Source organism: Kitasatospora sp. NPDC059722 (genome assembly GCF_042733235.1).
Classification (GTDB): Bacteria; Actinomycetota; Actinomycetes; order Streptomycetales; family Streptomycetaceae; genus Kitasatospora.
The window spans coordinates 1-11,672 of sequence record NZ_JBHWGD010000142.1; the positions used below are offsets into that span (position 1 = coordinate 1).

At 72.7% G+C, this 11,672-nt stretch carries 11 protein-coding genes, 1 tRNA gene and 1 pseudogene; 8 read left to right on the top strand and 5 right to left on the bottom strand.

Features of this window, described 5'->3' with window-relative positions; all coding sequences use genetic code 11:
- A pseudogene (locus tag ACFV4F_RS40115) lies at positions 1-159 on the bottom strand (ABC transporter ATP-binding protein); the annotation flags it as partial.
- A gap of 293 nt (positions 160-452) precedes the next feature.
- Here ACFV4F_RS40115 and ACFV4F_RS40120 point away from each other — a divergent pair.
- The 3 genes from ACFV4F_RS40120 (at position 453) to ACFV4F_RS40130 (ending at position 2,045) form a co-directional block, all read left to right on the top strand.
- Positions 453-534 (top strand) — tRNA-Leu (locus ACFV4F_RS40120).
- A 141-nt stretch (positions 535-675) separates the two neighbouring features.
- Positions 676-1,548, top strand: coding sequence for a Bax inhibitor-1/YccA family protein (locus tag ACFV4F_RS40125; RefSeq protein ID WP_380441527.1), 873 nt, complete (start codon positions 676-678; stop codon positions 1,546-1,548).
- A gap of 119 nt (positions 1,549-1,667) precedes the next feature.
- Positions 1,668-2,045 carry a hypothetical protein gene (locus ACFV4F_RS40130; RefSeq protein ID WP_380510394.1) on the top strand — a complete coding sequence of 126 codons (378 nt, stop codon included), beginning with the start codon at positions 1,668-1,670 and terminating at the stop codon, positions 2,043-2,045.
- A 102-nt stretch (positions 2,046-2,147) separates the two neighbouring features.
- Here ACFV4F_RS40130 and ACFV4F_RS40135 read toward each other — a convergent pair whose 3' ends face one another.
- From ACFV4F_RS40135 to ACFV4F_RS40145, 3 genes are all read right to left on the bottom strand, one after another.
- On the bottom strand, positions 2,148-3,092 hold the full coding sequence (locus ACFV4F_RS40135) for a hypothetical protein (RefSeq protein WP_380441530.1): 945 nt from the start codon (positions 3,090-3,092) through the stop codon (positions 2,148-2,150).
- Positions 3,093-3,403: 311 nt separating this feature from the next.
- Positions 3,404-4,624: an acetyl-CoA C-acetyltransferase gene (locus ACFV4F_RS40140; protein ID WP_380441532.1), complete on the bottom strand. Its 1,221-nt coding sequence runs from the start codon at positions 4,622-4,624 to the stop codon at positions 3,404-3,406.
- A 63-nt stretch (positions 4,625-4,687) separates the two neighbouring features.
- Complete coding sequence (locus ACFV4F_RS40145; protein ID WP_380441534.1) at positions 4,688-5,782, bottom strand: SGNH/GDSL hydrolase family protein; 1,095 nt, start codon at positions 5,780-5,782, stop codon at positions 4,688-4,690.
- A gap of 253 nt (positions 5,783-6,035) precedes the next feature.
- Here ACFV4F_RS40145 and ACFV4F_RS40150 point away from each other — a divergent pair, with 253 nt between their 5' ends.
- The 5 genes from ACFV4F_RS40150 (at position 6,036) to ACFV4F_RS40170 (ending at position 11,138) form a co-directional block, all read left to right on the top strand.
- Positions 6,036-7,436: a cystathionine beta-synthase gene (locus ACFV4F_RS40150; protein WP_380497195.1), complete on the top strand. Its 1,401-nt coding sequence runs from the start codon at positions 6,036-6,038 to the stop codon at positions 7,434-7,436.
- A gap of 486 nt (positions 7,437-7,922) precedes the next feature.
- Positions 7,923-8,261 carry a hypothetical protein gene (locus ACFV4F_RS40155; RefSeq protein WP_380441538.1) on the top strand — a complete coding sequence of 113 codons (339 nt, stop codon included), beginning with the start codon at positions 7,923-7,925 and terminating at the stop codon, positions 8,259-8,261.
- A 185-nt stretch (positions 8,262-8,446) separates the two neighbouring features.
- Positions 8,447-9,721: an Ig-like domain-containing protein gene (locus tag ACFV4F_RS40160; protein ID WP_380510397.1), complete on the top strand. Its 1,275-nt coding sequence runs from the start codon at positions 8,447-8,449 to the stop codon at positions 9,719-9,721.
- Positions 9,722-9,804: 83 nt separating this feature from the next.
- Entirely contained in the window at positions 9,805-10,356 is a 552-nt protein-coding gene (locus tag ACFV4F_RS40165; protein WP_380441542.1) for a SigE family RNA polymerase sigma factor, read from the top strand.
- The gene (locus tag ACFV4F_RS40170; protein ID WP_380510400.1) at positions 10,353-11,138 is read left to right on the top strand and encodes a hypothetical protein; all 786 of its coding nucleotides are present in this window, start codon (positions 10,353-10,355) and stop codon (positions 11,136-11,138) included. The genes ACFV4F_RS40165 and ACFV4F_RS40170 overlap by 4 nt, the downstream gene beginning before the upstream one ends.
- A gap of 51 nt (positions 11,139-11,189) precedes the next feature.
- Here the strand turns inward: ACFV4F_RS40170 and ACFV4F_RS40175 are convergent, their stop codons facing one another.
- Positions 11,190-11,552 carry a cupin domain-containing protein gene (locus ACFV4F_RS40175; RefSeq protein WP_380441546.1) on the bottom strand — a complete coding sequence of 121 codons (363 nt, stop codon included), beginning with the start codon at positions 11,550-11,552 and terminating at the stop codon, positions 11,190-11,192.
- Between the last annotated feature and the right edge of the window lie 120 nt (positions 11,553-11,672).

An 11,672-nucleotide genomic window follows, 5' to 3' on the forward strand; every position in this document is an offset into this window, starting at 1 on the left:
GGGGCCCATGATGGCGGTGAACTCGCCCTGCGGGAAGTCGACGGTGACGTTGTCCAGGGCGACGACGCGGGTCTCGCCCTCCCCGTAGACCTTGTTCAGGCCGGTGGCGCGGGCGGCCGCCCGGCCGGTGCGGACGGCGGTTGCGGTCGACGAGGTCACGGGGTGCTCCTTGCGGGTAGCGGATTCGTACCTCCATGCTCCGCCGCGTGATCATGGTCTATCGTCGCTCCGCCGGACGGTTGGCCCGACCGCCCCTGGGCGTACGGGTGTCCGACGCCCTCCTCCTGCGGTATGACACCGACCCTGAGGGCGGGGTGGTGGCCTGAACCGGTGTGCTCCGTGGCCGGATCTCGAACTGTTCGTCAGATGGCAAGGAAACATGACAACTTCCCGGGCTGGGAACATGCGAAAGGGTGAGCCAGGCGACTAGGCTCAGGGGTGGTTCGCAGGACGCCCGGATGGTGGAACGCAGACACGGGCAGCTTAAAACTGCTTGGCCGCGAGGCCGTGCCGGTTCGAGTCCGGCTCCGGGCACCGCTCGACGCGCGGGGGCGCCGCCGGCGTCCCCGCCGAGCGTCCTCCCGATGGATCATCCTCGCGGCGTATCCCGATATTTTTGCCAAGCCATTACCCTGGGTCCGGGGCGGTGCAGTGCCGCCACGGAGGGAATGAGCAATGAGAAGCAGCAACCCGGTCTTCTCGCGGGAGGGTTCCTTCACCCGCGAGTCCGGCTACGCGGGGTTCGGGCCCACCGCGCAGGCCGGGGGTCCGTACGGCAACAACCCCTACGCGAGCGGCCCCTACGCCCAGCAGCAGCCGGGCCAGGCCCCGCTGAGCGACGAGCAGCTGTACGCGATGTACAACGGCCCGTCCGCCGGCCCGCTGGCCACCGGGCGGATGACGCTCGACGACGTGGTCGCGCGCACCGCCATGACGCTGCTGACCCTGGTCGCCGCCGGCGCGGTGGCCTGGTTCGCGCTGCCGTTCGAGAACTTCGGCGTCGCGATCGGCGCCAGCCTGGTGGCCATGGTCGTCGGCCTGGTCGTCTCCTTCAAGCGGAGCGTCAGCCCGCCGCTGATCCTGCTGTACGCGGCCCTGGAGGGCTTCGCGCTCGGCGCCGTCACGCACGCCCTCGACGTCAAGTTGCCGGGCATCGCGATCCAGGCGGTGCTGGGCACGGCGGCGGTCTTCGCGGCGATGCTGTTCGCCTACAAGAGCGGGAGGATCCGGGTCACCCCGAAGTACACCCGGATCGGCATCGCGATCGCCATGGGCTTCGTGCTGCTCATGCTGGTCAACGTGATCGCGCTGGCCTTCGGCGCCGACCTCGGCCTGCGCTCCGGCCCGCTGGGCATCGTGGTCGGCCTGATCGGCATCGGCCTCGGCGCCTTCTTCCTCTCGCTGGACTTCGCGGCCATCGAGGAGGCCATCGCGCAGGGCGCTCCGCAGAAGGAGGCCTGGCGGGCCGCCTTCGGGCTCACCCTCTCGCTGGTCTGGATCTACGTCGAGATGCTGCGCCTGATCGCCATCCTGCGCGGCGACGACTGATCGACGACCCCGGCGGGGGATCCCGCCACCCACTGCCGCCGGGCCCCGGAGCACACCGCTCCGGGGCCCGGCGGCGTTCGGGGCCCGTAGGGCCTGTCTTTCGCCCTAGGCTTCTCGGTATGCATGACGTACAGCCCCTGGTCGAAGCCGTCGACTCCCTGGCGGATCGTTTCCGCTCGCTGCCGCAGAGCAAGCTGCTGGGCGCCGTGCCCGGACACGCGTCGCGGGCGGCGGCCGTGCTGGCGCTGGCGCGCCGGCTGGCGGCGCTGGGCGGTGCCACGGAGGGCGGGCCGGAGCGGGACTTCCCGGACGCGGGCCCGTTCGCGGTGGGGGACCAGCTGGCCGTCGCCGGGCACGACCTGGCGCTCGCGCTCGCGGCCCTGCCGGAGGACGCCGAGGTGGCGCTGCCGCGGCAACTCGGCGGCCCCGCGCGGGTGTCCGAGGTGCTGGCCGGGGCGGTTGAGGCGGTCGGCGAGACGGCGGCGCTCTGCGCGTAGGCGCCTCCCGGGCGCGCGCGAACGCCGAAGGCCGCCCGGGTCGGTAACCCCGCTGACCCGGGCGGCCTTCGGCGACGTGCTTCGACGCGCGGTGAGCGGGTGTCAGATGCTGGCGACCACCCGGTCGGCGAGGACGTAGACGGCCTCCTCGTCGGTGGAGAACGTCAGCGAGTACGAGCCGGAGAAGCGCGAGCCCCCCAGCAGCCGGACGTGCTCGCCGGCCCGGACCGCGTCGATCAGCCGGTAGGCGGCCTCCCGGTCGCCCGGGGCCACGCACAGCGTGGTGCCGTCGGCGAAGGCGTACACGTCCAGCGTGCCCAGCGGGCCCGGGCGCACGTCGATCAGGGCGACGCCCTCGTCGGCGAGGGTGGCCAGCCGGGTGTCGGTCCACTCGCGGGACGGCGCCTGGCTGGGCACGAAGTCGGGGTGCGAGGGGTGGCGGCGGGGGTCCGGCGCGGCGACCGGGGCGTCCTCGACGGCCGGTTCGGCGTCCAGCAGTCCGGCCTCCAGGCCGGTGGCGATCAGGTCGGCCTCGCGGCGGGCGCGGGCGTCACCGGAGGCCTCGGCGCCGGCCGGGTGCCCGGGGCGCAGCGGCGCGCCGCCGTCGGTGCCGGGCTCGGCCGGGGCGGTGCCGCCCTCGGTGATCAGGTCCTCCAGCGCGGAGCGCAGCGCCTCGCCGAACTCCGGGTCCATCGTCCCGGCGTTGTCGGCGGCGTCCTGTGGGCCGGTGGGGCGGGGGAAGAAGAGCGGCCACTCGTCGGTGCCGGAGAAGGCGCCGGTGAAGGGCGAGTCGAACAGTGGCGCGTCCTCGGCCGCGCGGGCCTCCTGCTCGGCCCAGAACGCCCGGGCCTCGGTGATCTCCCGCTCGCGGTCGGCGGCGAGCGCCTCGGTCACGGCCCGGCGTATCGCGGCCTCGTCGACCGCGGCCGGCGCGGCCTGGGCCGCGGCCTGTGCGTCCAGCCGGCGGGAGAGCCCGCGCAGGTGGATCAGCACGGCGGCCGACACGGTGATCAGGATCAGCAGCAGGATGGTGTAGACGGCGCTCACGGAACGTACTCCTAGCGAGGAGCGGAACGGGGTTACCTCTCCACACTGCCGCATGTGGGGGTGTGACCGCAGTGGCGAATGTCTAATTCGTCCCGGACTTTCGCCCTTGTCCCCAAATTGTTAAGTAGTACCGTTCTACGCTGCGGAGTTGATCCGCTCCGCAGTGTCGATCTCCGGGTCGGAAACGAACCGGAAGAGGGCCGGATCGACCTCGCGGTGTGATCCGGCCCTCAATTACTGTGCGTCACTCCAAATGGGTGGTCCAGACCCTTCCGGGGGTGCGGCGGACGGCAGTTGGAGGTCGGCGGGGGTCAGCTGAGGCGCTCGATGACCATCGCCATGCCCTGGCCGCCGCCGACGCACATGGTCTCCAGGCCGAACTGCTTGTCGTGCCACTGCAGGGAGTTGATCAGCGTGGTGGTGATCCGGGCGCCGGTCATGCCGAAGGGGTGGCCGACCGCGATCCCGCCGCCGTTGACGTTCAGGCGGTCCAGGTCGATGCCGAGGTCCCGGTAGGACGGGATGACCTGGGCGGCGAAGGCCTCGTTGATCTCGACCAGGTCGATGTCGCCGATGCTCAGGCCGGCCCGCTGCAGCGCCTGCTTGGAGGCCTCGACCGGGCCGTAGCCCATGATCTCGGGGGAGAGGGCGCTGACGCCGGTGGAGACGACGCGGGCGAGCGGGGTGATGCCGAGTTCGCGGGCCTTGGTGTCGGACATGATCACCAGCGCGGCGGCGCCGTCGTTCAGCGGGCAGCAGTTACCGGCGGTCACTGTGCCGTCGGGGCGGAACACCGGCTTCAGGCCGGACACGCCCTCCAGCGTGACGCCGGCGCGCGGGCCGTCGTCCGTGCTGACCACGGTGCCGTCCGGGAGCGTCACCGGGGTGATCTCGCGCTCCCAGAAGCCCGCCTTGATCGCGGCCTCGGCGAGGTTCTGCGAGCGCACGCCGAACTCGTCCTGCTCGGCGCGGGTGATGCCCTTGAGCGCGGCCAGGTTCTCGGCGGTCTGGCCCATCGCGATGTAGGCGTCCGGCAGCAGACCGTCCTCGCGCGGGTCGTGCCACTCGCCGCCACCCTCCTCGGCGCGCTTGGCGGTGCGGGCCTGGGCCTCGTCGAAGAGCGGGTTCATGGTGCCGGGCATGCCGTCCGAGGTGCCCTTGACGCTGCGCGAGACGGTCTCGACGCCCGCCGAGATGAAGACGTCGCCCTCGCCGGCCTTGATCGCGTGCAGCGCCATGCGGGTGGTCTGCAGCGAGGACGAGCAGTAGCGGGTGATCGTCGCGCCGGGCAGGTAGTCCATGCCCATCTGGACGGCCACGATGCGGGCCAGGTTGTGGCCCTGCTCGCCGCCGGGCAGGCCGCAGCCGAGCATCAGGTCGTCGATGTCGCGCGGGTCCAGCTGCGGCACCTTGGCCAGCGCGGCCTGGATGACGTGGGCGGTCAGGTCGTCCGGGCGGACGTCCTTGAGCGAGCCCTTGAACGCCCGGCCGATCGGCGAACGGGTGGCGCTGACGATGACGGCTTCGGGCATGACGGGCTCCTCGCTGGCTTGACGGCGGACTGGCGTCCGGGAGGAAAGTTACCGCCTGGTAGGTCAGGCGTCACCAGCACCGGCGTGTGAGCTGGCCGACGTGTCCCCGGGAGCGGCGGGAGGCTCCCCGGGCAGCCCGGCGCCCGGTGCGCCGACCGCCCACGCGCCCGGCAGGCCGCCCCGCAGGCGGTTGCGCAGCAGCGCCCACCGGCGGGTCGCGCCCTCGGCCTCCACCGCCGCCACCTCGGTGCCCGCCCGGCCCGCCGCGGCCGCCGCGGCCATCGCCACCGGCAGCACCGTCTCGGCCCGCCCCGGACCGGCCGGGTGCTCCTCGTCCGGCCACAGGCCCAGCGTGGCGCAGACCGACGGCAGGACGGCCATCGCGGCCGTCGCGTAGCCCTGGGCGGACGGGTGGTAGCGGTCGGCCGCGAACATCTCGGGCCGCGCGGCGAACTCCGGCCCCAGCAGCGAGCCCAGCGACACCGTCCGGCCGCCCGCCTCCACCACGGCGATGGTCTGGGCCGCGGCCAGCTGCCGGCTCAGCCGGCGGGCCACCCAGCGCAGCGGCGGGCGCACCGGCTTGATCGTCCCGAGGTCGGGGCAGGTGCCGACCACCACCTCGCAGCCGTTCGCCCGCAGCGCCGCGACGGCCTCGCCGAGCTGGCGGACGGCGAGCTGGGCCGGGCTGTGGCGGGTCACGTCGTTCGCGCCGACCATGATCACGGCGACGTCGGGGCGGTGCGGCAGCGCCTGCTCCAGCTGGCCCGAGAGATCGGCGGACCGGCCGCCGGATCGGGCCGCGTTCACCAGCCGGACCGGGCGCTCGGCGACCGAGGCGAGACCGGCCGCGAGCAGCGCCCCCGGGGTGTCGCGGGAGCGCAGCACGCCGAGGCCGGCGCCGGTGGAGTCGCCGAAGACGGCGAGCACGAGCGGCGGCTGCGGTCCGGTGGCGGCGTCCGCGAAGGCCTCGCCGTAGACGCCGTCGGCCTTCGGCGGGTCGCCTTCGAGGATGCCGATGGCCTGGATGGCGAGCCTGCCCTCGGTCAGCAGCAGCCCCACCAGGCCGACCCCGAGCAGACCGAGGCCGCCGCCGCCGTACGCCGCGGCGGTGGCGATCCGACGGGCCACCCGGGCCCGAGAAACCTGTGCCCCTGGCATCCGGTGCCCCCTTCGCGTCCTCGTGCCGCCCCCTCCAGGGGCCACGAAATGTCTGCACGGCGTTCTTACCCGGTTGGGGGGTGCGGCTACCGGCGGCGTGGGCCGATCGGTGGGGGCGCGGCGGCCGCCGGCGGCGGGAGGGGAGGTGGGCCATTGGGGGCGGTGTGCACGAGGGGAGGGCCGGTGCGCCTGGCACGGCCTAGGCTTTGCCCTACCGAAAGCACTCGCATGCCCATAGACCGGGAGGACCCCCGTGCGGTACCACAACTCGATCATCGACCTGGTCGGCAACACGCCGCTGGTCAAGCTGAACAAGGTCACCGAGGGCATCAGCGCGACGGTGCTGGCGAAGGTCGAGTACTTCAACCCCGGCGGCTCGGTCAAGGACCGCATCGCGATGCGCATGATCGAGGCCGCCGAGGCCTCGGGCGCCCTCAAGCCGGGCGGCACGATCGTCGAGCCGACCTCCGGCAACACCGGTGTCGGTCTGGCGATCGTGGCCCAGCAGAAGGGCTACAAGTGCATCTTCGTCTGCCCCGACAAGGTGTCCACGGACAAGATCAACACCCTGCGCGCCTACGGCGCCGAGGTGGTCGTCTGTCCGACCGCCGTCGCCCCGGAGCACCCGGACTCCTACTACAACGTCTCCGACCGCCTGGTCCGCGAGACCCCGAACGCCTGGAAGCCGGACCAGTACTCCAACCCGGACAACCCGGCCTCGCACTACCACTCCACCGGCCCGGAGCTGTGGGAGCAGACCGACGGGAAGATCACCCACTTCGTCGCGGGCGTCGGCACCGGCGGCACCATCTCCGGCACCGGCAACTACCTGAAGGAGGTGTCCGGCGGCAAGGTCAAGGTGGTCGGCGCCGACCCGGAGGGCTCGGTCTACTCGGGCGGCACCGGCCGGCCGTACCTGGTCGAGGGCGTCGGTGAGGACTTCTGGCCCACCGCCTACGACCGCAGCGTCGCGGACGAGATCGTCGCCGTGTCCGACAAGGACTCCTTCCAGATGACCCGCCGCCTCGCCAAGGAGGAGGGCCTGCTGGTCGGCGGCTCCTGCGGCATGGCCGTGGTCGCCGCACTGGAGGTCGCCAAGAAGCTCGGGCCGGACGACGTCGTCGTGGTGCTGCTGCCGGACGGCGGCCGCGGCTACCTGTCGAAGATCTTCAACGACGACTGGATGGCCGACTACGGCTTCCTGCCCTCGGCCACCGACGAGGCCCACATCGGCGAGGTGCTGGCCCGCAAGGAGAGCATCGAGCAGGGCGGCGTCCCGCAGTTCGTCCACATGCACCCGAACGAGACGGTCGCCGAGGCGGTCCGGGTGCTGCGCGAGTACGGCGTCTCGCAGATGCCGGTGGTCTCCCCTGGCGCCGGCCACCCGGACATCATGGCCGGCGAGGTGATCGGCTCGGTCGTGGAGAAGCTGCTGCTGGAGGGCATCTTCGCGAAGGAGATCGAGCTCACCGACGCGCTGGACAAGGTGATGTCCAAGCCGCTGCCGGTAGTCGGTTCGGGCGAGACGGTCACCAACCTGATGACCGTCCTGGAGAAGGCCGACGCCGCGGTGGTGCTGGTCGAGGGCAAGCCGCAGGGCATCGTCACCCGGCAGGACCTGCTCGGCTTCCTGACCGGTCGCGCCGCGCACTGACGCTCCGGCGCGCCCGGGCACCGGTGGCGCGCTGACGCGCGGTCACCGGGCCGCGCCCGCTGGACGGATGTGCAGGATTCGTCCACGGGCGAAGTGGTACACCGGCGTCACCTCCCCGCATCACGCGGTTAACAACGCTCCGGCATGGTTGTGTCAACGGCAACAAGCCGAGCGAGGCGACAGTGACCGTCCGGGAGCGGCTCCCCGGTGGTCGCGGTCGGCTCCGGACACGTCGGGCGGCCCTGACTCGGCCGGCCGTGTCCGCTCTCCCCGACCGCTTCGCGGAGGGAGGGGCACCGCTGCGGGAGGCGCCGTCGTCCCGCCCCTGTCCGGCTCCGGCCGGTCGACAGGGTGAGCGGCGGCTCCCGCAGCCGCCACCGCGCCGGTCGGCGCGACTCCGTGGCTCCCGGGTGGGGGAGCCCAGGCGGAGTGCGGTCGGGGCCGGTCCTTCTCCGAGGGACCGGCCCTTCCCGTACGCTCGCACGCATGACCAGCACTGAAACGACCGGCCAGGACGCACCGCGCTACGTCCGGCTCAAGATCGAACTGATCGCGGAGATCACCGACGAGGGCGCCCTCAAGGCGGCGGCCCTGGAGCAGGTGGCCGGCGACGACTACCTCGACGACGAGGAGCGCGCGCAGTCCGTCGAGGCCATCGAGGTGGACCCGTCGGGCTCGCTCGCCCACTTCATCGACCCGGTGGCGCTGCTCGGCGACGTGCCGGGCGTCGAGCTCGCCTCGGCGACCTGGGAGTCGGCCCAGACCGAGTTCGACCCGGACAACGAGGAGTGGGACGAGTACGCGGTGGAGGAGTCCGCCGAGTAGTCGTCGAGGACCACGGCTGCGGAAACGCCCGGCCCGCGCACGCGGGGGCCGGGCGTTTTGGCTCCGCACGGAGGCCGGCTGGGTCATCTCATAGGATCGCTTACCCTTCGGTGGTGGAACCGTGAACGGGCATATTGCGTTTCTGTATCCGTAATGCCCGGGATGATCAGCAGGGAGAACGCGACGTGACGGCACGCGACGGTCAGGGCCGGTCGGCCGGGGGCAACTGGAGCCGGCGCGGTGTACTCGCGGGCCTCATCGGGGCACCCGTCCTCCTGCTCGCGGCCTGCAACGACACCAAGAGCGCCGACGCGGGCGGTTCCGGCGGTGCCGGCGGCTCCGGGGGCGGCACCCCGGGTTCCGGCGGGAGCGGCGCGCCGAAGACCTCGACCGCCGTGATCACCGTCAGCCCGGCCGACGGCACCACCGCGGCCAGCTTCAGCGACCCGGTCAAGGTCACCGTCGCCAACGGCACCCTCGGCACCGTCAAGGTCACCGACTCCACCGGCAAGGAGCTGGCCGGCCAGCTCGCCTCCGACGGCACCGGCTGGACCTCCGCCACCGCGCCGGTCAGCGGGACCAAGTACACCGTCGCCGCCACCGCCACCGACAAGGACAAGCTGGAGGCGGACGCCAACGCCGTCTTCACCACCGCCACCCCGGCGAACACCTTCGTGGGGTACTTCACCCCCGAGGACGGCTCGGTCGTCGGCGTCGGCATGCCCGTCTCGATCAACTTCAGCAAGCCGGTCACCGACAAGAAGGCCGTCCAGCAGGCGATCACCGTGGTCGCCGCGCCTGGCGTCGAGATCGTCGGCCACTGGTTCTCCAGCACCCGCCTCGACTTCCGTCCGCAGGAGTACTGGGCCAAGGGCACCAAGGTGACCGTCCAGCTGCGGCTCAAGGACGTCCAGGGCGCCAAGGGCGTGTACGGCACCCAGTCCAAGGACGTGAGCTTCACCATCGGCCGCGCGCAGACGAGCGTCGCCGACCTCTCCACCAAGAAGCTCACCGTCACCACGGACGGCCAGGTCAGCGCCGTCTACAAGATCTCCGGCGGTGCGCCCGACCACACGACGTGGGGCGGCAAGATGGTCATCTCGGAGCAGTACACGCAGACCCGGATGAACTCGCAGACCGTCAACCTCGGCAGCGAGTACGACATCGCCGACGTGCCGCACGCCCAGCGCCTCACCACCTCCGGCACCTTCATCCACGGCAACTACTGGTCCCCGTCGTCGATCTTCGGCGGCCAGAACACCAGCCACGGCTGCGTCGGCCTCCAGGACGCCAAGGGCGCGGCCGACGGCGGCACGGACGGCTACAAGTTCTACAAGTCCTCGATGATCGGCGACGTCGTCGAGGTCGCGAACTCCGGCGACAAGACGGTCGCCCCGGACAACGGCCTCAACGGCTGGAACATGGCCTGGGCCGACTGGAAGGCCGGCAGCGCGGTCTGATCCGCGCCACCCGGGCACACCCGTCCCGGAATTCCTCCCCGGGCGGACCGAACCTCGCGGTCCGCCCGAGGAGTCAGACGGGTGTGAAACGCGAGCAGAGACAGCGACAGGACGCCGAGTTCAGCGCGTTCGTCGCCGGCAACGGCCGCCAGCTGCTGAGGCTGGCCGAGCTGCTGACCGGCGACCCCCACCGGGCCCACGACATCGTGCAGTCGGCGCTGGAACGCGCCTACCTGCACTGGCACCGGATCACCGGCGACGACCCCACCGCGTACGTCCGCCGGATCGTCGTCAACCAGCACCGCGACTGGTGGCGTCGGCTGCGCAACCGCGAGCTGCCCACCGACCGCACCCCGGACCGGCCGCTGGCCGAGGACCTCGCCGAACGGCAGGCCCAGCGGGAGCTGCTGAACCGGGCCCTGGGCACGCTCACCCGCAGGGAGCGGGCGGTCGTCGTGCTCCGGTACTACGGGGACCTCACCGAGGGCGCGATCGCGGCCGAACTGGGCATCGCCCGGGGCACGGTGAAGAGCACGCTGCACCGGGCGCTGTCGAAGCTGCGCGCACTGCCCGAACTCGCCGACCGCTCCGGCGGACCGGCGGGCCTCCCGACGCACATCGAGGTGACGGTATGAGCTTCGAGGACAGACTCGGAGAGCTGCTCAGGAACGAGGACCCGGACGCGGCCGGGCCGGACCCGGCACCGGTCATCGCCGCCGCGCTCCGCCGCCGCGCCAGGCGCAGGGCGGGGACCGGGGCGGCCGTCCTGGCGGTGGCCCTCGTCTGCGGGACGGCGGCGGTCACGGCGGGGAACACCGGGCCGGCCGGCCCCGCGGGCGCGGCGGTGGCGACCCCGTCGGCCGGCGGGCCGACGCTCGCACCGGCCACCCCGGGCCCGACGGCCGCGGCGGGCCCGGTGGAGCTGCCGTCCCCGGTGGTGAAGCAGGTCGCCCCGGGGGAGCCGGTGCAGGTCGCCACCGACTTCCGGATCTCGGTGACCAGGACCGAGCGCTGTGACGAACTGGCCGACGCGGACGGGAAGTTCGTCGCTGCGCCGGTCTGCCGGGACGCCACGGGCGACAACCTCTCGCACGACGGGCCGGTCGTCTACTGCCAGATGAGCTCCACGCTCCAGCGCGACGTCGAGCCCTGCATGTACCTGGGGCCGGCTCCGGCGAAGATCGTCAAGTTCGTGGCAGGCGTGCCCGTCCCCGCGACCCTGGTCGTCACTCCGGGCATGGAGGGCTGGACGGCCTTCTACTTCACCGGTCCCAGCTCGATCCCGCGGAAGCTGCCGGGGGCGCCGCGGGTGCCGACCGACCCGATCGGGGTCTACGACGCCCAGGGCCGGCTGCTGGCCTCGTCCGACGGCACGGCGCCGGACGGGTCCCCGCTGCACGTACCGGCCGTGCGCTGAGGCGTGCGTTGAGGCGTGTGCTGAGGCGTGCGCCGAGCGAGCCCGGGTGGGTCAGCGCTTGGCGTAGTCGGCGAAGCCCTGCCAGTCGACGATCACGCAGGGGTCCTCGCCCAGGATCCAGGCGTCGTGGCCGGGCGGGCAGATCATGAAGTCGCCGGGGCCGAAGTCGGCCTGTTCGCCGTCGTCCATGACGATCCGCATGCGGCCGGACACCACGTAGCCGAGGTGGGCGGCCTGGCAGCTGTCGGTCTTGGCGATCGGCTTCACGTGCTTGGACCACTGCCAGCCGGGCTGGAACACGGCCCGGCCCACCGGGCCGGCGTCCAGGTTGACCAGCCGCAGCTCGCCCGAGCCCTCCTCGAAGGGGCGGATCTCCTCGGGATCGTCGAAGTTCTTCCTGACCAGACCGGACATGGCAGGCTCCTCTCCCCGCGGGACGGCCCGGCCGCCGGACAGGTGGCCGGGGCGTCCCAGCTGGCCCATACAGTAAGCGCCCCGGCCGGGGGCCCGGGCACCACGGGGGGCCGGGCCCCC